Below are 21,691 nucleotides of genomic sequence, written 5' to 3' on the forward strand. Positions count from 1 at the left end.
CTGCCCCGAGCCCGGCCCTTCCAGCCCCGCGCATCCTTTCACCTTCTTTAACGTCTGGTGTGCCCTGCATGTTCATGCGCGAAACCGCGAGGTTGCGAGGGGTCGTGGAGTGCGGTAGCGGCGCCGGGTAGAGTCCCACGGCGTGCACCTCAAGGCCCTGACCCTCCGCGGGTTCAAGTCGTTCGCCTCGGCGACCACGCTCCGGTTCGAGCCGGGGATCACGTGTGTCGTCGGTCCGAACGGCTCGGGCAAGTCCAATGTCGTGGACGCGCTCACCTGGGTCATGGGCGAACACAGCGCCAAGTCGCTGCGCGGCGGCAAGATGGAGGACGTCATCTTCGCCGGCACCACCGGGCGCCCCCCGCTGGGCCGTGCCGAGGTGTCCCTGACCATCGACAACTCCGACGGTGCGCTGCCCATCGAGTACGCCGAGGTCACCATCACGCGGATCATGTTCCGCAACGGCGGCAGCGAGTACCAGATCAACGGCGACACCTGCCGCCTCCTGGACATCCAGGAACTCCTCTCCGACTCCGGCATCGGCCGCGAGATGCACGTCATCGTCGGCCAGGGCCAGCTCGACTCCGTCCTGCACGCGGATCCCATGGGCCGCCGCGCCTTCATCGAAGAGGCGGCCGGCGTCCTCAAGCACCGCAAGCGCAAGGAGAAGGCGCTGCGCAAGCTGGACGCGATGCAGGCCAACCTCGCGCGCGTGCAGGACCTGACCGACGAACTCCGCCGCCAGCTCAAGCCCCTCGGCCGCCAGGCCGCGGTCGCCCGCCGGGCCGCCGTCATCCAGGCGGACCTCCGCGACGCCCGCCTGCGCCTGCTCGCCGACGACCTCGTACGACTCCGCAACGCACTCCAGACCGAGATCGCCGACGAGGCCGCCCTCAAGGAACGCAAGGAAGCGGCCGAGCAGGAGCTGAAGAAGGCCCTCCAGCGCGAGGCCCTCCTGGAGGACGAGGTACGGCGGCTCACCCCGCGCCTGCAGCGCGCCCAGCAGACCTGGTACGAGCTCTCCCAGCTCGCCGAGCGGGTCCGCGGCACCACCTCGCTGGCCGACGCCCGGGTGAAGAGCGCCACCTCCGCGCCCCCCGAGGAACGGCGCGGCCGCGACCCCGAGGACATGGAGCGCGAGGCCCACCGCATCCGTGAGCAGGAGGCCGAGCTGGAGGCCTCCCTGGAGGCGGCCCAGCACGCCCTGGACGACACCGTCGCCCACCGCGCCGAGCTGGAGCGCGAACTCGCCCTGGAAGAGCGGCGCCTGAAGGACGTGGCCCGCTCCATCGCCGACCGCCGCGAGAGCCTGGCCCGGCTGAACGGCCAGGTGGGCGCGGCCCGCTCCCGCGCCTCGTCCGCCCAGGCCGAGATCGACCGGCTGGCCGCCGCCCGCGACGAGGCCCAGGAACGGGCGGTCTCGGCGCAGGCGGAGTACGAGGCGCTCAAGGCGGAGGTCGACGGCCTCGACGCGGGCGACGAGGAACTCGCCGGACAGCACGACCAGGCCAAGCACCGGCTCGCCGAGGCGGAGGCGGCCCTGACCGCGGCCCGCGAGGCCGTCACGGCGGCGGAACGCAAGCGCGCCGCGACCCAGGCCCGCCGCGAGGCGCTGGCACTGGGCCTGCGCCGCAAGGACGGCACGGGCATACTGCTCGGCGCCCGGGACCGCCTCACCGGCATCCTGGGCCCGGCGGCAGAACTCCTCACGGTGACCCCGGGCCACGAGGTCGCCCTGGCAGCCGCATTCGGCACCGCGGCGGACGCGATCGCGGTGACCACCCCGGCTTCGGCGGCCGACGCGATCCGTCTCCTGCGCAAGCAGGACGGCGGCAGAGCGGCACTGCTGCTGGCGGGGGCCCCGGAGCCCCCCCACTCTCCACCGCCGCACTCTGAAACGGCCCACCTTGAAGCGCCCCGGTCTGTGGCGCCCCAAAGGGGCGCGGGGAACGGCGCGACCAGCCACGACGCACCCGCAGCCGAAGACGCCGAAGCCGGGGCGGCGCCCCATAGGGGCGCGGGGAACGGCGCGACCAGCCCCCACACACCCGCACCCGACCGACGACCCACCACGGCCCCCCCGTCAGGGAACTTCGCAGCAGACCTCGTCCGTGGCCCCGCCGACCTCATGCCCGCCGTACGACGCCTCCTCGCCGGCATCGTCGTCGTAGACACCCTCGAAGCCGCCGAGGACCTCGTCTACCGCCACCCCCACCTCACTGCCGTCACCGCCGAAGGCGACCTCCTCGGCGCCCACTTCGCCCACGGCGGTTCCGCCGGCGCCCCCAGCCTGCTGGAAGTCCAGGCCTCCGTGGACGAGGCCGCCGCCGAGCTGGAGGAGCTCGCCGTCCGCTGCGAGGAGCTGTCGGAAGCGCAGGAGTCGGCCCAAGCACTCCGCAAGGAGTCCGCGGCCCTCGTCGAGGAGCTGGGCGAGCGGCGCCGCGCCGCCGACCGCGAGAAGTCAGCCGTCGCCCAGCAGCTCGGCCGCCTCGCCGGACAGGCGCGCGGCGCGGCGGGCGAGGCGGAACGTTCGACGGCGGCCGCCGCCCGCGCCCAGGACTCCCTCGACAAGGCACTCGAAGAGGTCGAGATCCTCGCCGAGCGGCTCGCCGTGGCCGAGGAGATGCCCGTCGAGGAGGAGCCCGACACCTCGGCACGGGACCGCCTCGCCGCCGACGGCGCCAACGCCCGCCAGACCGAGATGGAGGCCCGGCTCCAGGTCCGTACCCACGAGGAGCGCGTCAAGGGGCTCGCCGGCCGCGCCGACTCCCTCGACCGCGCCGCCCGCGCGGAACGCGAGGCACGCGCGCGTGCGGAACAGCGCCGGGCCCGGCTGCGCCACGAGGCGGCGGTCGCCGAGGCCGTCGCCGCCGGTGCGCGGCAGCTGCTCGCGCACGTCGAGGTCTCGGTCGGCCGGGCGGAGCAGGAACGTGCCGCGGCCGAGGCCGCGAAGGCCCGCCGCGAGCAGGAGCTGACCGCCGCCCGCACCACCGGCCGCGACCTCAAGGCGGAGCTCGACAAACTCACGGATTCAGTTCACCGGGGCGAGGTACTCGGCGCCGAGAAGCGGCTGCGGATAGAGCAGCTGGAGACCAAGGCGCTGGAGGAGCTCGGTGTCGAACCGGCGGGGCTCGTCGAGGAGTACGGTCCGCACCAGCTCGTGCCGCCCTCGCCCCCCGCCGAGGGCGAGGTGCTGCCGGACGACCCCGAGCACCCGCGCAACCAGCCGAAGTCCTTCCACCGGGCCGAGCAGGAGCGCCGGCTCAAGGCGGCCGAGCGGGCCTACCAGCAGCTCGGCAAGGTCAACCCGCTGGCTCTGGAGGAGTTCGCGGCCCTCGAGGAACGGCACAAGTTCCTCAGCGAGCAGCTGGAGGACCTGAAGAAGACCCGCGCCGACCTGCTCCAGGTCGTGAAGGAGGTCGACGAGCGAGTCGAGCAGGTCTTCACGGAGGCGTACCGGGACACGGCGAGGGAGTTCGAGGGCGTCTTCAGCCGGCTCTTCCCGGGCGGCGAGGGACGGCTGATCCTCACCGACCCCGACAACATGCTCACCACGGGCGTGGACGTCGAGGCCCGCCCGCCGGGCAAGAAGGTCAAGCGGCTCTCCCTGCTGTCGGGCGGCGAACGCTCGCTGACCGCCGTCGCGATGCTGGTGTCGATCTTCAAGGCGCGCCCCAGCCCGTTCTACGTCATGGACGAGGTCGAGGCGGCCCTGGACGACACCAACCTGCAGCGGCTGATCCGCATCATGCAGGAGCTCCAGGAGTCGTCCCAGCTCATCGTGATCACGCACCAGAAGCGGACGATGGAGGTCGCCGACGCGCTGTACGGCGTCTCCATGCAGGGCGACGGTGTGTCGAAGGTCATCAGCCAGCGGCTGCGCTGACACTGGGGTCCTGGTCGACCGTTCGGGTGCGGCACCGTTGTGGCTGGTCGCGCAGTTCTCCGCGCCTCTTTGGGGCGCGTCATCTTCCCCTCTTCTTCAAGAAGTGAACGCATCTTCATTGCGTGGTATCTGCAACTTCACACGCCACCGCCTATTGACTTCGAAACTTGAAGGCATAGTCTCTGCAACGTTGCTTTTACCTTCAGGTGTGAGCGGTGCGGAGATGCGCGCCACTCAGACCTGAGAGGGCTCACCCCCCCACCCCCGGCGGCGTTGCCGGTGGCCCGAGGAGTTTCTTGTGACCAGCACTGCGCAGGCACCCCGTTCAGGAGCCGGGACGGCTCACCCCGATCACCTCGGGCATGTCATCTTCATCGCGGCGGCGGCCGCGATGGGTGGTTTCCTCTTCGGCTACGACAGTTCCGTCATCAACGGCGCCGTCGAAGCCATCCGGACCCGTTACGACATCGGGTCCGCGGCCCTCGCCCAGGTCATCGCCATCGCCCTGATCGGCTGCGCCATCGGCGCCGCGACCGCGGGCCGCATAGCCGACCGGATCGGCCGTATCCGCTGCATGCAGATCGCGGCCGTGCTGTTCACCATCAGCGCCGTGGGCTCGGCGCTGCCCTTCGCGCTCTGGGACCTCGCCTTCTGGCGGATCATCGGCGGCTTCGCCATCGGCATGGCCTCCGTCATCGGCCCCGCCTACATCGCCGAGGTCGCCCCGCCCGCCTACCGCGGCCGCCTCGGCTCCTTCCAGCAGGCCGCGATCGTCGTCGGCATCGCCATCTCGCAGCTGGTCAACTGGGGTCTGCTGAACGCCGCCGGCGGCGACCAGCGCGGCAAGCTGATGGGCCTGGAGGCCTGGCAGGTCATGCTCGGCGTCATGGTGATCCCGGCCGTCCTGTACGGCCTGCTCTCCTTCGCGATCCCCGAGTCCCCGCGCTTCCTGCTCTCCGTCGGCAAGCGTGAGCGCGCCCGCGCGATCCTCGAAGAGGTCGAGGGCAAGAGCGTCGACCTGGACGCCCGGGTCGCCGAGATCGAGCACGCGATGAAGAGCGAGCACAAGTCCACGTTCAAGGACCTGCTCGGCGGCTCCTTCTTCTTCAAGCCGATCGTCTGGGTCGGCATCGGCCTGTCGGTCTTCCAGCAGTTCGTCGGCATCAACGTCGCGTTCTACTACTCCTCGACCCTCTGGCAGTCGGTGGGCGTCGACCCGACGGACTCGTTCTTCTACTCCTTCACGACGTCGATCATCAACATCATCGGCACCGTGATCGCGATGATCTTCGTGGACCGCATCGGCCGCAAGCCGCTGGCACTCGTCGGCTCGGTCGGCATGGTCGTCGGTCTGGCGCTGGAGGCCTGGGCGTTCTCGTACCACCTCGTCGACGGGAAGCTGCCGTCCGCGCAGGGCTGGACCGCGCTGATCGCGGCCCACATCTTCGTCCTCTTCTTCGCCCTGTCCTGGGGTGTGGTCGTCTGGGTCTTCCTCGGTGAGATGTTCCCGAACAGGATCCGCGCCGCCGCCCTGGGCGTGGCCGCCTCCGCGCAGTGGATCGCCAACTGGGCCATCACCGCGAGCTTCCCGTCGCTGGCCGACTGGAACCTCTCCAGCACCTACGTGATCTACACGGTCTTCGCGGCCCTCTCCATCCCGTTCGTCCTCAAGTACGTCAAGGAGACGAAGGGCAAGTCGCTGGAGGAGATGGGCTGAGCCCGCCCCCGACTCGGGGAGAAGGGCCAAGTCCCCGCTGCCCCTCTCCTCGTATCCCCCGCCGTCCCGCCCGGTCACTGCCCGGGCGGGGCGGCGGTTCGCATGCGGCCGCACCGCTTCCGCCGTCCCTCGGTCCGCCCCCACCGCCGTAGAACCCGGCTTCTCGATCGGCTGCAGAGCTCCTGGTCCTGAAATCCGCCGCACCAGTTGTTTCCGCCGCGACGGCGATCAGCCACGACGGCGCGGTCCGGCGGTGCCGCAGCCTCCCGCAGCCACCCGCGGACACGCCTCGCCCCCGCTACGCCGGCAGCGCCGGAAGCACGGACTCCGCGAACAACCGCAGGCTCCGCCACCCCTCATCCACCGGCATCCCGCCCGCCAGCGGGTGCAGGACCAGGTTGTCCAGTCCCGCCGCCACGCACTCGTCCGGGGTGAGGATGCGGTAGACGCCCTCCTCGCGCAGTTCGGCGACCGTGGTCGCCGCGGACCGTACCGCGGAGTGGATGTCGCCGGACTGCCAGGACGCGTACGTCCGGGCCTCGTGCAGGAAGTGTCCGCCGTACTCCGCCCACGCCCGGTCCGGGTCCTCGGCGATGTGCAGCAGCGGCGTCTCGGCCGTGGGCATCATCGTCCAGCCCTCCGTGCCGTACTCGGTGAGCCGCTCCTTGTAGTAGGCCTCCAGCTCCGGCAGATGCGCGCTGGGGAAGAACGGCAGGCCGAGGCGGGCGGCCCGGCGGGCGGCGGCCTTGGAGGAGCCGCCGACCAGGAGCAGGGGGTGGGGGTCGGTGAGCGGGCGGGGGGTGACCCGTACCGTACGGCCCCGGTACTCGAACTCCTCCCCGGTCCACGCCCTCAGCAGTGTCTCCAGCAGCTCGTCCTGCAGTCGGCCCCGCCGCTTCCAGTCCACGTCGAACAGGGCGTACTCCTCGGGCCGGTAGCCGATCCCGGCCACCGTCACCAGCCGGCCCCCGCTGAGCAGGTCGAGGACCGCGATGTCCTCCGCCAGCCGCAGCGGGTCGTGCAGCGGGCCGATCACCGCCGACACGGTCACCGCGATGGTCCGGGTCGCCCCGAACACCGCGCCCGCGAAGGCGAACGGCGACGGCAGCCAGTTGTTGTCGACGCCGTGGTGCTCCTCGGTCTGCACGGTGGTGACCCCGTGCTCGTCGGCGTACGCGGCCATGTCGAGGGCCGCTCGGTACCGGGCGCCCAGCGCGGCCGGGGAGGCGCCGGGCTCGACGAGGTTGAAGCGGACGACCGAGACGGGCATGGGAGTTCCCCTTCACCTTGGCTGGCCGGGCGGGTGTGCGGGGACATTAGCTGACGGTGCGTCAGACGGCCAGGGGTGCGGGCTTCCCAGCCGTCGCCGGCACCACCGCAGGCTTCGGCAGCACCGCGTACAGCAGGCCCGAGACGGCGATCGTCGCGATCCAGCCGAGGCCGTAGCGGCCGACGGGGTTGTTCGTGGCGAGCGGGCCGGTGAACCAGTCGCACGTGGTGAAGACCAGGCCGGCCGCCAGGCCGAGCGCCCAGGCCGCGACGGCGGCGGGGGAGAAGCCCGCCCGGTACCAGTAGGCGCTGGTGCGCGTGGTGTCGAGGAGGGCCGTGGCGTCGTACGCGCGCCGCCGGAACATGTCGGTCCCGAAGACGCCCACCCACGCCGAGAACGCCACCGCCAGCAGCGACAGGAAGGCGATGAAGGAGGCCATGAACGAGGTCGCCGCCAGCATCAGCACCGCCCCGAGGGCCAGCGAGATGACCGCGTTGACGGAGACCGCCCAGTGCCGGGGGATCCGGAAGCCGAGCGTCTGCGCGGTGAAGCCCGCCGAGTACATCGACATCGCGTTGATCAGCAGCATCCCGACCAGCGCGACGAGGAGATAGGGGACCGCCAGCCAGAGGGGCAGGATGTCGCCGAGGAAGGAGACCGGGTCGGCCGCCCTGGCGAGCCCCGGGGTGGCGGACGCCGTCACCGCGCCCATCAGGACCAGGGGGAGTACGACGATCCCGGCACCGCCGACCGTGCTGCCGACGATCGCCGCCGAGGACGCCGTACCCGGCAGGTACCGTGTGAAGTCCGGCGCGGCCGGTGCCCAGCTCATCCCGCCCGCCGCGATCAGCCCGGCCCCGGTGACCATCGCGGCCGCGGAGCCGGCGGGCTGCCCGAACACCCTGGCCCAGTCCGCCGCCGCGACCAGGCGGCCGACGACCAGCAGCGAGAAGGCGCCGAACAGCCAGGTCGCCCACCGGTTGCAGGACCGCACCGCCCTGATGCCCATGCCCGAGATCGCGAACGTGGTGATCACGAAGAGCAGGAGGGTGGCGATGATCAGGGCGGTGTTGCTCCCGATCCCGAACAGGATGTCGAGGACGGTCAGCAACGCGTAGGCGCCGGTCACCGCGTTGATCGTCTCCCAGCCCCAGCGCGCCACCCAGATCAGCGCGCCGGGGAGCAGGTTGCCGCGCTGGCCGAAGACCGCCCGGGAGAGGGCCATGCCCGGTGCGCCGCCGCGCTTGCCCGCGATGCCGATCAGCCCGACCAGGCCGTACGACACGATCGGCGCCGCGATGCCGACCACCAGGGACTGCCAGAAGTTCAGCCCGAACGACACCGCGAGGCCGGCGCCCACGGTCACCAGCAGGACGGTGATGTTCGCGGCGATCCAGGTGGGGAGCAGCCCGCGGGGTGTGCCGGTGCGCTCGGAGTCCGGGACCGGTTCGATGCCCCGGGTTTCGAGGCCGTGGTGCTCCAGCGACTCTTCGAGATGTTCGAGCGCGCCATCGTGGTCGGCGGTGGTGCCCATAGGCAGTCATCGTACGTTAGCCCGACTAATACCCTCAAAGGGGACATCCGGATTCGGAGGATCATCCAGAAACTCCCGCGCGAGGGAGCAAAGTCGGCCGCGGGCGAGGGATGGATACTGGTCGGGTTATGGAAACCGTCATCCTTGCTGTAGTCATCGCCGTAGTCGTGCTCGGCGCGCTCGGCGGGCTCGTGATCGGCAGCCGGCGCAAGAAGCCGCTGCCCCCGCCGCCCCCCGCCGCGCCCGACATCACCGCACCCCCGGTCGAGCCGCATGTCGGCGACGAGGCCGAGACGCCGCGCGACGAACCGCGCCGGACGATAGAGGAGGTCGACCTTCCCGACGGTTCGGCTCCGGTCGCCGTCGAGGAGCCTCCCGCGGTCGAAGCGCCCGAGATCGAGATCCCCGAGCCCACCGCCGGCCGGCTGGTCCGGCTGCGCGCCCGGCTCTCCCGGTCGCAGACCGCCCTCGGCAAGGGGCTGCTCACGCTGCTCTCGCGCGAGCACCTCGACGACGAGACCTGGGAGGAGATCGAGGACACCCTGCTCACCGCCGACGTCGGCGTGCAGCCCACCACCGAGCTGGTCGACCGGCTGCGCGAGCGCGTCCGGGTGCTCGGCACCCGCACCCCCGACGAGCTGCGCGGCCTGCTCCGCGAGGAGCTGCTCACGCTGGTCGGCACCGACGTCGACCGAGAGGTGAAGACCGAGCCCGCGGACCGCAAGCCGGGCATCGTGATGGTCGTCGGCGTCAACGGCACCGGCAAGACCACCACCACCGGCAAGCTCGCGCGCGTCCTCGTCGCCGACGGCCGTACGGTCGTGCTCGGCGCCGCCGACACCTTCCGGGCCGCCGCCGCCGACCAGCTCCAGACCTGGGGCGAGCGGGTGGGCGCCCACACCGTGCGCGGCCCGGAGGCCGGTGACCCCGCCTCCGTCGCCTTCGACGCGGTGAAGGAGGGCAAGGAGATGGGCGTCGACGTGGTGCTCATCGACACCGCCGGGCGGCTGCACACCAAGACCGGCCTCATGGACGAGCTCGGCAAGGTCAAGCGCGTCGTCGAGAAGCACGCCCCGCTGGACGAGGTGCTGCTCGTCCTCGACGCCACCACCGGGCAGAACGGTCTCGTCCAGGCCCGGGTCTTCGCCGAGGTCGTCGACATCACCGGCATCGTCCTCACCAAGCTGGACGGCACCGCCAAGGGCGGCATCGTGATCGCGGTCCAGCGCGAACTGGGCGTCCCCGTCAAGCTCATCGGCCTGGGCGAGGGCGCGGACGACCTGGCACCGTTCGAGCCGGAAGCGTTCGTGGATGCCCTTATCGGTGACTGACGGTCGTCGATCCGCCGGCCGCCTCCGTGAGAAGCGCCCGATCCCCAGGACGCAGTCGGGGACGGGCGCTTCGGCGTATCGGCCGCACGGGACCCCTGCGGCTACGCCCGCGACCGGTGCGCCACGTAGGCCAGCGTCCCCAGCAGCAGCCTCGCCGCCGGGGGCCTCGTCGCCGAGTCCAGGGCCGGCGGGCGCAGCCAGCGCACCGGACCCAGGCCGCCCCGGTCGGACGGCGGAGCGGTGATGTACGTACCCGTGCCGAGGCCGCGCAGGTCCAGGGAGGTCGGGTCGTCCCAGCCCATGCGGTAGAGCAGCTCCGGGAGTTCGGCGGCGGCGCCGGGGGCGACGAGGAAGTGGGCGCGGCCGTCCGGGGTGGCGGTGACCGGGCCGAGCGGGAGGCCCATCCGCTCCAGGCGGACCAGGGCACGGCGCCCGGCGGGTCCGGCGACCTCGATCACGTCGAACGCGCGGCCGACCGGCAGCATCACCGCCGCGCCCGGGAACTCGCCCCAGGCCTTGGTGACCTCGTCGAGGGTGGCGCCCGCGGACACCTGGGGCGCGAAGTCCAGCGGATGCGCTCCCGGTGCGGGGCAGCCGGAGTGCCCGCAGGAGCACGCGCCGGCCGCGGCCCGGGCGCCGGGCACCACGTCCCAGCCCCACAGTCCGGTGAACTCGGCGACGGCGGTGCAGTCCGATGAACGACCGCGCCGGCGCGTACCGGAGCGGATCTCGCGAATGCCGCCGATCGTGAAGCCCATGCCCCCTCCAACGGGTCCGGCGCGCCGGTGGTTACGACACGGAACGAGACGGAAACGGAACGTGACGCTACGGCTCCGCCTTCCCTCCGGCCCGCGAGGTCACGGCAGCGCTCTGAAGCTCCCCGGGTGGTGCACCTGGGGATGTGCGCCCCTGAGTGCACCGCTCCGCCTACTCCCGGCCGTCCTATGTCAAGTGAATCGCGCCAAGGGCATCGTGAGTTCATTCGAAGGGGTGGCGAATGGTGGCGTTTCCGGGATCGCCGTGGCTGGAGCAGTGATCGTAGGATTACTTTGAGTGCACGAGGCCTGGGGGCACTTGCACTCGTGGGTATGCCGGAGGCAACTCGGCATCCCGTTCGAAGGGTGAGAACTACCGGACGGGCGGCCGTATTTACCGGCATTCTGATAGGGCTTGGCGCATCCGGCATCAAGTGGTCTCAGGGATGGGGGCGTTCCAGTGGGCGGCAACGGCGGAAGCGGGGCGACCGCGACCAGTACCGACAAGCGCCCCAACGAGCTGCTCAACTCGTGGTTCGTGCGCAGCGGCTGGTCGAAGGGCGAGCTGGCGCGGCAAGTGAACCGCAGAGCACGCCAGTTGGGCGCCAACCACATCTCCACGGACACGTCCAGGGTGCGTCGCTGGCTCGACGGGGAGAACCCGCGCGAGCCGATCCCCCGGATCCTCTCCGAGCTGTTCTCCGAGCGGTTCGGCTGTGTCGTCTCGGTCGAGGACCTCGGGCTGCGGGCCGCCCGCCAGTCACCCTCCGCGACCGGCGTCGACCTCCCCTGGACGGGCCCGCAGACGGTGGCCCTGCTCAGCGAGTTCTCGCGCAGCGACCTGATGCTGGCGCGGCGCGGCTTCCTCGGAACCTCGCTGGTGCTGTCGGCGGGCCCGTCCCTCATCGAGCCCATGCAGCGCTGGCTGGTCCCCTCGCCGGGCGGTCCGCAGCAGGGCCCCGAGCCGTCCGCCGACCCCCGCCGCCCCGGCCGCATCTCCAAGCCCGAGCTGGCCCTCCTGGAGTCCACCACGGAGATGTTCCGCCAGTGGGACGCCCAGTGCGGCGGCGGTCTGCGCCGCAAGGCGGTCGTCGGCCAGCTGCACGAGGTCACCGACCTGCTCCAGGAACCCCAGCCCGAGGCCACCGCCCGCAAGCTCTTCAAGGTCGCCGCCGAACTCGCCGAGCTCGCCGGCTGGATGTCGTACGACGTCGGCCTCCAGCCCACCGCCCAGAAGTACTTCGTGCTCGCCCTGCACGCGGCCAAGGAGGCCGGCGACAAGCCGCTCGGCTCGTACATCCTCTCCAGCATGAGCCGCCAGATGATCCACCTCGGCCGGCCCGACGACGCCCTGGAGCTGATCCACCTCGCCCAGTACGGGAGCCGGGACTGCGCGAGCCCGCGCACCCAGTCGATGCTGTATGCGATGGAGGCCCGCGCCTACGCCAACATGGGCCAGCCCGGCAAGTGCAAGCGGGCCGTCCGGATGGCCGAGGACACCTTCGCCGAGGCCGACGAGTGGGACGAGCCTGACCCCGACTGGATCCGCTTCTTCTCCGAGGCCGAGCTCTACGGCGAGAACAGCCACTCCTTCCGCGACCTCGCCTATGTCGCCGGGCGCAGCCCCACCTACGCCTCGCTGGCCGAGCCGCTGATGCAGAAGGCCGTGGAGCTGTTCGCGAAGGACTCCGAGCACCAGCGGTCGTACGCGCTCAACCTCATCGGGATGGCCACCGTGCACCTGCTGCGCGGCGAGCCCGAGCAGAGCACGGTTCTGGCCTCCGAGGCGATGGGCATCGCCAAGAAGGTGCGCTCCGAGCGGGTGAACACTCGTATTCGAAAGACGGTCGACTCGGCCGTCCGTGACCACGGCGACCTCGCGGCCGTCGTCGACCTCACCGAACAGCTCGCCGTCGACCTCCCGGAGACCGCCGAGGCGGTCTGAACCCCGGCACTTCCCAGACCCCGGCCGCGGCCGGCCCTCCCGAACTGTCCGACTCGGCTCCCCCACGCCAGGTCATCGGAAGGCCGACCGCGGCCGGCTTCTTTATCCTCCGAGAGAAGGTTGCGCCACGATAACGATCGCGCAGCCGGACATCTCGCAATTCATCTACCCGTAACACGCCAGGCGCCTTCGTCACTCCGGCGAAACAACGAGGGGCAACGACCGAAACCGCGCTGCGCCAATCTCATGGCGCATAACCGGCCCACCCCCCGCTTGACCGGACCGCTCACGCTCCGACCCGCACGGGGCCGTACAACCGACGAGGAGACGCCGATGGCATCAGCCGCCATCACGCTTGCCGCGGAGGCACCCAAGCTGTCCTCCGCGAACACGGGCTTCATGCTCATCTGCTCCGCCCTGGTGCTGCTCATGACGCCGGGCCTCGCCTTCTTCTACGGCGGCATGGTCCGCGTCAAGAGCACCCTGAACATGCTGATGATGAGTTTCGTCAGCATCGGGATCGTCACCATCCTGTGGGTGCTCTACGGCTTCTCCCTGGCCTTCGGCTCCAGCAACGGCTTCATCGGCTTCAACTCCGACTGGCTGGGCATGAGCAACGTCGGCCTGACGGAGCTCTGGGACGGCTACACGATCCCGATCTTCGTCTTCATGGTCTTCCAGATGATGTTCGCGGTCATCACCCCGGCCCTGATAAGCGGTGCCATCGCCGACCGCGTCAAGTTCTCGGCCTGGGCGCTCTTCGTCGCCCTGTGGCTGACGATCGTCTACGTCCCGGTCGCCCACTGGGTCTGGGGCGCCGACGGCTGGGCCTACAAGCTCGGCGTGATCGACTTCGCCGGTGGTACCGCGGTCCACATCAACGCCGGTGCCGGCGCCCTCGGCGTCATCCTGGTCATCGGCAAGCGCGTCGGCTTCAAGAAGGACCCGATGCGCCCGCACAGCCTCCCGCTGGTCATGCTCGGCGCCGGTCTGCTGTGGTTCGGCTGGTTCGGCTTCAACGCCGGCTCCTGGCTCGGCAACGACGACGGCGTCGGCGCGCTGATGTTCGTCAACACGCAGGTCGCCACCGCCGCCGCCATGCTCGCCTGGCTCGCCTACGAGAAGATCCGGCACGGCGCGTTCACCACCCTGGGCGCCGCCTCCGGCGCGGTCGCCGGTCTGGTCGCCATCACCCCGTCCGGTGGTGCGGTCTCCCCGCTCGGCGCGATCGCCGTCGGCGCCATCGCCGGTGTCGCCTGCGCCGCGGCCGTCGGCCTGAAGTTCAAGTTCGGCTACGACGACTCCCTGGACGTCGTCGGCGTCCACATGGTCGGCGGCATCATCGGCTCCCTGCTCATCGGCTTCTTCGCCACCGGCAAGGGCCAGTCCACCGCGACCGGCGTCTTCTACGGCGACCACTCCTTCACCCAGCTGTGGAAGCAGTTCGCCGGTGTCGGCGCGGTCCTCGGCTACTCCCTGGTCGCCTCCGCGGTCCTCGCCTTCCTCCTCGACAAGACCCTCGGCATGCGGGTCAGCGAGGACGAGGAGGTGTCCGGCATCGACCAGGCCGAGCACGCCGAGACTGCATACGACTTCAGCGGTACGGGCGGCGGTGTCATCGGCGCGGTCTCCGCCGCGGCCCTGGCCGGCACGAGCAAGAAGGTGGACGCATGAAGCTCATCACCGCCGTCGTGAAGCCCCACCGGCTCGACGAGATCAAGGAGGCCCTGCAGGCCTTCGGCGTCCACGGCCTCACGGTCACGGAGGCCAGCGGCTACGGTCGGCAGCGCGGCCACACCGAGGTCTACCGCGGTGCCGAGTACACGGTCGACCTGGTGCCCAAGATCCGCATCGAGGTGCTGGCCGAGGACGAGGACGCCGAGCAGCTGATCGACGTCATCGTCAAGGCCGCCCGCACCGGCAAGATCGGTGACGGCAAGGTCTGGTCGCTCCCGGTCGAGACCGCCGTACGGGTCCGCACCGGCGAGCGCGGACCGGACGCACTGTAGAACAGAACCATCTGAATACAGGCAGGAGTCGCTGGGTGACGGGTACGGAAGTTCGGAACGACGCAGAGAACGCGGGACCCAGCGGCTACGCGGCGGCCCGGCTGCGCCTCCTCACCGAGGGGGCGCGGTCCGGGCCGCCGCGCCGTACGGCCCTCGCCGAGCTGACCGACGAATGGCTGACCGGGCTGTTCGCAGCGGCCACCGAGGGCATCCGGGGCGGTGTCTCCCTGGTCGCCGTCGGCGGTTACGGCCGCAGCGAGCTCTCCCCACGCAGCGACCTGGACCTCCTGCTGCTGCACGACGGCGCCGACTCCGGTGCGGTGGCCGCCGTCGCCGACCGGCTCTGGTACCCCGTCTGGGACCTGGGCCTGGCCCTGGACCACTCTGTGCGCACCCCGGCCGAGGCCCGCAAGACCGCCGGTGAGGACCTCAAGGTCCAGCTCGGCCTCCTCGACGCCCGCCACATCGCCGGCGACCTGGGCCTGACCACCGGACTGCGCACCGCGATCCTCGCCGACTGGCGCAACCAGGCGCCCAAACGCCTCCCCGAACTCCAGGAACTCTGCGCCGAGCGCGGCGAACGCCAGGGCGAGCTGCAGTACCTCCTGGAACCCGACCTGAAGGAGGCCCGCGGCGGCCTCCGCGACGCCACCACGCTGCGCGCCGTCGCCGCCTCCTGGCTGGCCGATGCCCCGCGCGAGGGCCTAGCCGACGCCCGCCGACGGCTCCTCGACGTCCGTGACGCCCTGCACCTCGCCACCGGGCGCGCCACCGACCGCCTCGCCCTCCAGGAGCAGGACCAGGTCGCCGCCGAACTGGACCTCCTGGACGCCGACACCCTGCTGCGCCAGGTCTACGAGTCCGCGCGCGTCATCTCGTACGCCAGTGACGTCACCTGGCGCGAGGTGGGGCGCGTGCTGCGCTCGCGTGCCGTCCGCCCGCGCCTGCGCGCCATGCTGGGCGGCGGCAAGCCGGTCACCGAGCGCTCCCCGCTCGCCGAAGGCGTGGTGGAGCAGGACGGCGAGGTGGTGCTCGCCCGCGCCGCACGCCCCGAACGCGACCCCGTGCTCCCGCTGCGCGCCGCGGCCGCCGCCGCCCAGGCCGGCCTCCCGCTCTCCCTGCACGCCGTACGGCACCTGGCCGCCACCGCACGCCCCCTGCCCACGCCCTGGCCCGCCGAGGCCCGCGAGCAGCTGGTCACCCTGCTCGGCTCCGGCCGACCCACCGTCGAGGTCTGGGAGGCGCTGGAGGCCGAGCGCCTGATCACCCGCCTCCTGCCCGACTGGGAGCGGGTCCGCTGCCGGCCGCAGCGCAACGCCGTGCACATCTGGACCGTCGACCGGCACCTCATCGAGACCGCCGTCCGCGCCTCCGAGTTCACCCGCCGCGTCCACCGCCCCGACCTGCTCCTGGTCGCCGCCCTGCTGCACGACATCGGCAAGGGCTGGCCCGGCGACCACTCCGTGGCCGGCGAGATCATCGTCAAGGACGTGGCGGCCAGGATCGGCTTCGACCGCGCCGACGTGGCGGTCCTGTCGACGCTGGTACGACACCACCTGCTGCTGATCGAGACCGCCACCCGGCGCGACCTGGACGACCCGGCCACGGTCCGCCTGGTCGCCGACGCCGTCGGCACCCAGGGCACCCTGGAGCTGCTGCACGCCCTCACCGAGGCCGACGCGCTGGCCACCGGCCCGGCGGCCTGGTCCTCCTGGCGCGGCTCCCTCGTCGCCGACCTGGTGAAGCGGGTCTCGGCGGTCCTCGCCGGGGACACGGTCGACGAGCCAGAGCCGGGCGCGCCCACGGCCGAGCAGGAGCGGCTGGCCATCGAGGCCTACCGCACCGGCGCCCCGGTCCTGGCCCTGCGCGCCCAGACCGAGCCGCCGGCCGCCGACGAGGAGCCCACGGGCGACCCCGAACCGCTAGGCGTCGAGCTGCTCATCGCCGTACCGGACCAGCCGGGCGTGCTCCCGGCCGTCGCCGGCGTACTGGCCGTGCACCGCCTGACGGTCCGCACCGCCGAGCTGCGCTCTCTCCGGCTCCCGGACGACGTCGACGACGGCACGGTCCTGCTGCTTGACTGGCGGGTCGCGGCCGAGTACGGCTCCCTGCCGCAGGCCGCCCGCCTGCGGGCCGATCTCGTACGGGCGCTGGACGGCACCCTGGACATCGCGGGCCGCCTCGCGGAGCGGGACGCCGCCTACCCGAGGCGCCGGGGCTGGGTGGCCCCGCCGCCGCGCGTGTCGGTGGCCTCCGCGGCCTCCCGGCACGCCACGGTGTTCGAGGTACGGGCCCAGGACGCACCGGGTCTGCTGTTCCGGATCGGACGGGCGCTGGAGGACGCCGAGGTGCGGGTGCGCAGCGCGCACGTGAGCACGCTCGGCTCCAACGCCGTCGACGCCTTCTACGTGACCGGCACCGACCACGCGCCGCTGCCCGCGGAGGAGGCGGCCTCCGTGGCGCGCAAGCTGGAGGAGACACTGAGGGGCTGATCGCACGGTCGTGCACGGCGGGGACCACTTCCTTGCGCGGCCGGATACCCTGGAAGACGCTCACCGCCCCCGACTCCGAGGACCGACGCCGCCGTGTTCGACACTCTCTCCGATCGCCTTTCAGCGACCTTCAAGAATCTGCGCGGCAAAGGGCGTCTGAGCGAAGCGGACATCGACGCCACGGCCCGGGAGATCCGCATCGCGCTCCTCGAAGCCGACGTGGCCCTCCCGGTCGTCCGCACGTTCATCAAGAACGTCAAGGAGCGCTCGCTCGGCGCCGAGGTCTCCAAGGCGCTCAACCCGGCCCAGCAGGTCCTGAAGATCGTCAACGACGAGCTGGTCACGATCCTCGGCGGCGAGACGCGCCGGCTGCGGTTCGCCAAGCAGCCGCCCACCGTGATCATGCTGGCCGGTCTCCAGGGTGCCGGTAAGACCACCCTCGCGGGCAAGCTCGGCCGCTGGCTCAAGGAGCAGGGCCACTCCCCGCTGCTCGTCGCCGCCGACCTCCAGCGCCCCAACGCCGTCAACCAGCTGAGCGTGGTCGCCGAGCGCGCCGGTGTCGCCGTCTACGCGCCCGAGCCGGGCAACGGCGTCGGCGACCCGGTCAAGGTCGCCAAGGACTCCATCGACTTCGCGAAGTCCAAGGTCCACGACATCGTGATCGTGGACACCGCCGGCCGGCTCGGCATCGACCAGGAGCTGATGCAGCAGGCGGCCGACATCCGGGACGCCGTCACGCCCGACGAGATCCTCTTCGTCGTCGACGCCATGATCGGCCAGGACGCCGTCACCACCGCCGAGGCCTTCCGCGACGGCGTCGGCTTCGACGGCGTCGTGCTCTCGAAGCTCGACGGTGACGCCCGCGGTGGTGCCGCGCTCTCCATCCGCCAGGTCACCGGCAAGCCGATCATGTTCGCGTCGAACGGCGAGAAGCTCGACGACTTCGACGCCTTCCACCCGGACCGGATGGCCTCCCGCATTCTCGACATGGGTGACCTGCTCACCCTGATCGAGCAGGCGGAGAAGACGTTCAGCCAGGAAGAGGCCCAGAAGATGGCCTCCAAGCTGGCGTCCAAGAAGGGCCAGGACTTCACCCTGGACGACTTCCTGGCCCAGATGGAACAGGTCAGGAAGATGGGCTCCATCTCGAAGCTCCTCGGGATGCTGCCGGGCATGGGCCAGATCAAGGACCAGATCAACAACCTCGACGAGCGTGACGTCGACCGCACCGCCGCGATCATCAAGTCGATGACCCCTGCCGAGCGCCAGGAACCGACGATCATCAACGGCTCGCGCCGCGCCCGTATCGCCAAGGGTTCCGGTGTCGAGGTCAGCGCCGTGAAGAACCTGGTCGAGCGGTTCTTCGAGGCCCGCAAGATGATGTCCCGCATGGCCCAGGGCGGCGGCATGCCGGGCATGCCGGGGATCCCGGGCATGGGCGGCGGCCCCGGCCGGCAGAAGAAGCAGCCGAAGCAGGCCAAGGGCAAGCAGCGCTCCGGCAACCCGATGAAGCGCAAGCAGCAGGAGCTGGAGGAGGCCCAGCGCCGCGAGGCCGCCGCACAGGGCGGCGCCTTCGGGCTCCCGCAGCAGGGCGCCCAGGACTTCGAGCTGCCGGACGAGTTCAAGAAGTTCATGGGCTGAGTTCACCTATGCGGGTGCCAGGGGTTGGTCCGTGCCGTACGGTCCGCATATGACCAACCCCGCGCCGCCGCGCAAGTCACCCGACCAGCCCTGGCGTACCGAGGGCGCTCCCGAGGAGCCGCCCAAGCCGCCGAACGGCGGGCGGCGGATGCACGGCGGCTGGTGGCGGCTGATCGTCACCGCACTGGTCGTGTACCTGCTGGCCAACCTGGTGCTGTCGTACTTCGACCAGGCGAACGAGCCGACGATCTCGTACACCGAGTTCAGCAAGCAGGTGAACGACGGCAACGTCGAGAAGATCTACGCCAAGGGCGACTCGATCCAGGGCCAGCTCAAGAAGGAGCAGAAGAACCCCGAGGGCAGCGGGAACTACACCAAGTTCAACACCGAGCGCCCCTCCTTCGCCGGCGACGACCTCTGGACCAGCCTGACCAAGCACGACGTGACGGTCACCGCCGAACCGGTCGTCCAGCACCGCAGCTTTCTCGCCAATCTGCTGATCTCACTGGCGCCGATCATCATCCTCGTCGCGGTGTGGGTCTTCATCGCCCGCCGGATGAGCGCGGGCCTCGGCGGTGCGGGCGGCATGCTGGGTCGCAAGGCGCCGCCCAAGCCGGTCGAACTGGAGCCCGGACAGCAGCGGACCACCTTCGAGGACGTGGCCGGCATCGACGAGGTCGAGGGCGAGCTCAACGACGTCGTCGACTTCCTCAAGAACCCCGACGCCTACCGCAGGATGGGCGCCAAGATGCCGAGGGGCGTGCTCCTCGCCGGCCCGCCCGGCACCGGCAAGACGCTGCTCGCGCGGGCCGTCGCCGGCGAGGCGGGGGTGCCGTTCTTCTCGGCCTCCGCCTCCGAGTTCATCGAGATGATCGTCGGCGTCGGCGCCTCCCGCGTACGCGAACTGTTCGCCGAGGCCCGCAAGGTCGCCCCGTCCATCATCTTCATCGACGAGATCGACACCATCGGCCGGGCGCGCGGCGGCGGCGCCTCCATGGGCGGTCACGACGAGCGCGAGCAGACCCTCAACCAGATCCTCACCGAGATGGACGGCTTCTCCGGCTCGGAGGGCGTCATCGTCATCGCGGCCACCAACCGTGCCGACATCCTCGACCCGGCGCTCACTCGCCCCGGCCGCTTCGACCGGGTCGTCCAGGTGTCGCCCCCGGACCGCACCGGCCGCGAGGCCATCCTCCGGATCCACACCCGCCAGATCCCGCTCGCCGAGGGCGTCGACCTCGCCCAGGTGGCCCGTACGACCCCGGGCATGACCGGCGCCGAACTGGCCAACCTCGCCAACGAGGCCGCCCTGCTCGCCGTCAAGCGCAAACAGGACATGGTCACCCAGTCCGACCTCTCGGAGGCCCTGGAGAAGGTCCAGCTGGGCGCCGAGCGACCCCTGGTCATGCCCGAGGAGGAGCGCAGGCGCACCGCCTACCACGAGAGCGGGCACGCCCTGCTCGGCATGCTCCAGCCCGGCGCCGACCCGGTCCGCAAGATCACCATCGTCCCGCGCGGCCGCGCCCTCGGCGTCACGCTCTCCACACCGGACGCCGACAAGTACGCGTACACCGAGGAGTACCTGCGCGGCCGTATCATCGGCGCCCTCGGGGGCATGGCGGCCGAGCAGGTCGTCTACGGCGTGATCACCACCGGCTCGGAGAGCGACCTGGAGCAGGTCACCGGCATCGCGCGCGGGATGGTCTCCCGGTGGGGCATGAGCGAGGAGGTCGGCCGCCTCTCCGCCCTTCCCAGCGACGCCCAGCAGGCCTACGGCCTCGCCGCCGCACCCCAGACCCTCGACGTGATCGACACCGAGATGCGCCGCATCGTCGACGAGTGCTACGACGAGGCCCGCCGCAAACTCGTCGATCACCGGGGCCAGCTGGACGCCCTGGCCCAGGCCCTCCTGGAGAACGAGACCCTGGAGGAGGCGGACGCGTACCGCATCGCGGGGATCACGAGACTGACCAAGGACCTGGACGAGGCCTGACCGCTTTGAATCCGCCTCTGTATCTGAACGCCCCGAGCCTGGGCGCCCCGTAAGGGGCGCTGGGGGTACCCCCGGCCGAAGGCTGGGGGAGGAACTGCGCGACCAGCCCCCACGGCGCCGCACCCGAAGACGGCGGACCCGCGAAGCGTCAACGCACGCGCGCGATCAAGTACCGGAACACATTCGGCATCCACACCGTGCCGTCCGCCCGCTGGTGCGGATGAAGCGCCTCGGCCAGCTCCTTGCCGACCTGCTCCTCGTCGGTCGCCACAATCCCCGCATCGAACAGCCCGGTCGACAGCAGCCCCCGCACCGCGCTGTCGGCGTCGGCGTACCCGAACGGGCAGGAGACCCGCCCGGACCCGTCGATCCGCAGACCTGCCCGCTGGGCGACCTCCTCCAGATCGTCACGACAAGCCGGGCGCCAACTGCCCGTACTGCGCAAAGGATCGGCCAATTTCGCGGCCACCCGCAGCACCGACGAGGTCGCGCAGCGCTCCGGTGGACCCCAGCCGGTCAGCACCACGGCCGCCCCGTGCTCCGCCAGGGGGGTCGCCTCGGCCAGCAGGTCACCGAGCCGCTCGGCGTCGCCGGCCAGGCAGCCGATCGGATCGAAGGCGGTGATCAGGTTGTATGCCGGTGCCTGCGCGTCCGCCGCGTCCCGGGGAGTGCCCTCGACGATCCGGGCGGCACGGCCACGCGCGCCTGCACCGGGGGCCGGGTCGGGCAGCAGACGCTCACGGGCGAGGGCGAGCCGTTCGGGGGAGGAGTCGACTCCGGTGACCGCGGCTCCTCTGACCGCCGCCATCAGCAGGGCGAGACCGGAACCGCAGTGCAGGCCGAGCAGCCGGGTGGCCGGGCCCACTTCGAGTCGCTCGTGGACGGTCTCGTAGAGCGGCACCAGCATCCGCTCCTGGATCTCGGACCAGTCACGCGCGCGTGCGCCCAGGTTCACACGGGGTGGTGAGTCCACGTGAGACAGGTGGTGCCGCACGAGCGTAGGTGTCATAGGTAAGCGCCCCATTCCGCCGAGAGTTACGCACTGACCGATTCCGTGGCCCCCGTGCCGTGCGCCCGCACTTCCCACCTATGCCACATAACTCCGGGCTCGCGATGGC

General features: G+C 71.3%; 13 protein-coding genes. 9 read left to right on the forward strand and 4 right to left on the reverse strand.

Annotation, left to right across the window (positions count from 1 at the left end):
* Window positions 1–142: 142 nt before the first annotated feature.
* Window positions 143–3,886 (forward strand): AAA family ATPase, encoded by a 3,744-nt coding sequence (locus ACZ4UV_RS46750; protein WP_451019133.1) that lies wholly within the window; start codon window positions 143–145, stop codon window positions 3,884–3,886.
* Window positions 3,887–4,184: 298 nt separating this feature from the next.
* Window positions 4,185–5,603 carry a sugar porter family MFS transporter gene (locus tag ACZ4UV_RS46755; RefSeq protein WP_451020452.1) on the forward strand — a complete coding sequence of 473 codons (1,419 nt, stop codon included), beginning with the start codon at window positions 4,185–4,187 and terminating at the stop codon, window positions 5,601–5,603.
* 298 nt (window positions 5,604–5,901) lie between these two features.
* Here ACZ4UV_RS46755 and ACZ4UV_RS46760 read toward each other — a convergent pair whose 3' ends face one another.
* Entirely contained in the window at window positions 5,902–6,873 is a 972-nt protein-coding gene (locus tag ACZ4UV_RS46760) for an LLM class flavin-dependent oxidoreductase (RefSeq protein ID WP_451020453.1), read from the reverse strand.
* 61 nt (window positions 6,874–6,934) lie between these two features.
* Complete coding sequence (locus ACZ4UV_RS46765; protein WP_467847593.1) at window positions 6,935–8,407, reverse strand: cytosine permease; 1,473 nt, start codon at window positions 8,405–8,407, stop codon at window positions 6,935–6,937.
* Window positions 8,408–8,535: 128 nt separating this feature from the next.
* Here ACZ4UV_RS46765 and ftsY point away from each other — a divergent pair, with 128 nt between their 5' ends.
* On the forward strand, window positions 8,536–9,738 hold the full coding sequence (gene ftsY, locus ACZ4UV_RS46770; protein ID WP_467847595.1) for a signal recognition particle-docking protein FtsY: 1,203 nt from the start codon (window positions 8,536–8,538) through the stop codon (window positions 9,736–9,738).
* Window positions 9,739–9,839: 101 nt separating this feature from the next.
* Here the strand turns inward: ftsY and ACZ4UV_RS46775 are convergent, their stop codons facing one another.
* Window positions 9,840–10,496: a bifunctional DNA primase/polymerase gene (locus ACZ4UV_RS46775; RefSeq protein ID WP_451020455.1), complete on the reverse strand. Its 657-nt coding sequence runs from the start codon at window positions 10,494–10,496 to the stop codon at window positions 9,840–9,842.
* Between the two features lie 457 nt (window positions 10,497–10,953).
* Here ACZ4UV_RS46775 and nsdA point away from each other — a divergent pair, with 457 nt between their 5' ends.
* The 6 genes from nsdA (at window position 10,954) to ftsH (ending at window position 20,573) form a co-directional block, all read left to right on the forward strand.
* The gene (nsdA, locus tag ACZ4UV_RS46780; protein WP_451020456.1) at window positions 10,954–12,438 is read left to right on the forward strand and encodes a transcriptional repressor NsdA; all 1,485 of its coding nucleotides are present in this window, start codon (window positions 10,954–10,956) and stop codon (window positions 12,436–12,438) included.
* Window positions 12,439–12,771: 333 nt separating this feature from the next.
* The gene (locus ACZ4UV_RS46785; protein ID WP_451020457.1) at window positions 12,772–14,112 is read left to right on the forward strand and encodes an ammonium transporter; all 1,341 of its coding nucleotides are present in this window, start codon (window positions 12,772–12,774) and stop codon (window positions 14,110–14,112) included.
* Window positions 14,109–14,447: a P-II family nitrogen regulator gene (locus ACZ4UV_RS46790; RefSeq protein ID WP_093498850.1), complete on the forward strand. Its 339-nt coding sequence runs from the start codon at window positions 14,109–14,111 to the stop codon at window positions 14,445–14,447. The genes ACZ4UV_RS46785 and ACZ4UV_RS46790 overlap by 4 nt, the downstream gene beginning before the upstream one ends.
* A gap of 35 nt (window positions 14,448–14,482) precedes the next feature.
* Window positions 14,483–16,939, forward strand: a complete 2,457-nt coding sequence (locus ACZ4UV_RS46795; RefSeq protein ID WP_390040817.1) for a [protein-PII] uridylyltransferase — start codon at window positions 14,483–14,485, stop codon at window positions 16,937–16,939.
* Window positions 16,940–17,032: 93 nt separating this feature from the next.
* Window positions 17,033–18,580 carry a signal recognition particle protein gene (ffh, locus tag ACZ4UV_RS46800; protein ID WP_390040819.1) on the forward strand — a complete coding sequence of 516 codons (1,548 nt, stop codon included), beginning with the start codon at window positions 17,033–17,035 and terminating at the stop codon, window positions 18,578–18,580.
* Window positions 18,581–18,629: 49 nt separating this feature from the next.
* Window positions 18,630–20,573, forward strand: coding sequence for an ATP-dependent zinc metalloprotease FtsH (gene ftsH, locus ACZ4UV_RS46805; RefSeq protein ID WP_451020458.1), 1,944 nt, complete (start codon window positions 18,630–18,632; stop codon window positions 20,571–20,573).
* Window positions 20,574–20,721: 148 nt separating this feature from the next.
* On the opposite strand, the gene ACZ4UV_RS46810 is transcribed toward ftsH, so the two are convergent.
* Window positions 20,722–21,582: an SAM-dependent methyltransferase gene (locus tag ACZ4UV_RS46810; RefSeq protein ID WP_467847616.1), complete on the reverse strand. Its 861-nt coding sequence runs from the start codon at window positions 21,580–21,582 to the stop codon at window positions 20,722–20,724.
* Window positions 21,583–21,691 lie beyond the last annotated feature (109 nt).

This window comes from Streptomyces sp. NPDC028289, assembly GCF_055565975.1.

What these genes read in the sequence shown, in the direction of transcription:
- ACZ4UV_RS46765 (WP_467847593.1), bottom strand. Translation starts at nt 8,407, where the DNA reads ATGGGCACCACCGCCGACCACGATGGCGCGCTCGAACATCTCGAAGAG.
- ACZ4UV_RS46810 (WP_467847616.1), bottom strand. Translation starts at nt 21,582, where the DNA reads ATGACACCTACGCTCGTGCGGCACCACCTGTCTCACGTGGACTCACCA.
- ftsH (WP_451020458.1), top strand. Translation starts at nt 18,630, where the DNA reads ATGACCAACCCCGCGCCGCCGCGCAAGTCACCCGACCAGCCCTGGCGT.
- ACZ4UV_RS46760 (WP_451020453.1), bottom strand. Translation starts at nt 6,873, where the DNA reads ATGCCCGTCTCGGTCGTCCGCTTCAACCTCGTCGAGCCCGGCGCCTCC.
- ftsY (WP_467847595.1), top strand. Translation starts at nt 8,536, where the DNA reads ATGGAAACCGTCATCCTTGCTGTAGTCATCGCCGTAGTCGTGCTCGGC.
- ACZ4UV_RS46790 (WP_093498850.1), top strand. Translation starts at nt 14,109, where the DNA reads ATGAAGCTCATCACCGCCGTCGTGAAGCCCCACCGGCTCGACGAGATC.
- ACZ4UV_RS46775 (WP_451020455.1), bottom strand. Translation starts at nt 10,496, where the DNA reads ATGGGCTTCACGATCGGCGGCATTCGCGAGATCCGCTCCGGTACGCGC.
- ACZ4UV_RS46785 (WP_451020457.1), top strand. Translation starts at nt 12,772, where the DNA reads ATGGCATCAGCCGCCATCACGCTTGCCGCGGAGGCACCCAAGCTGTCC.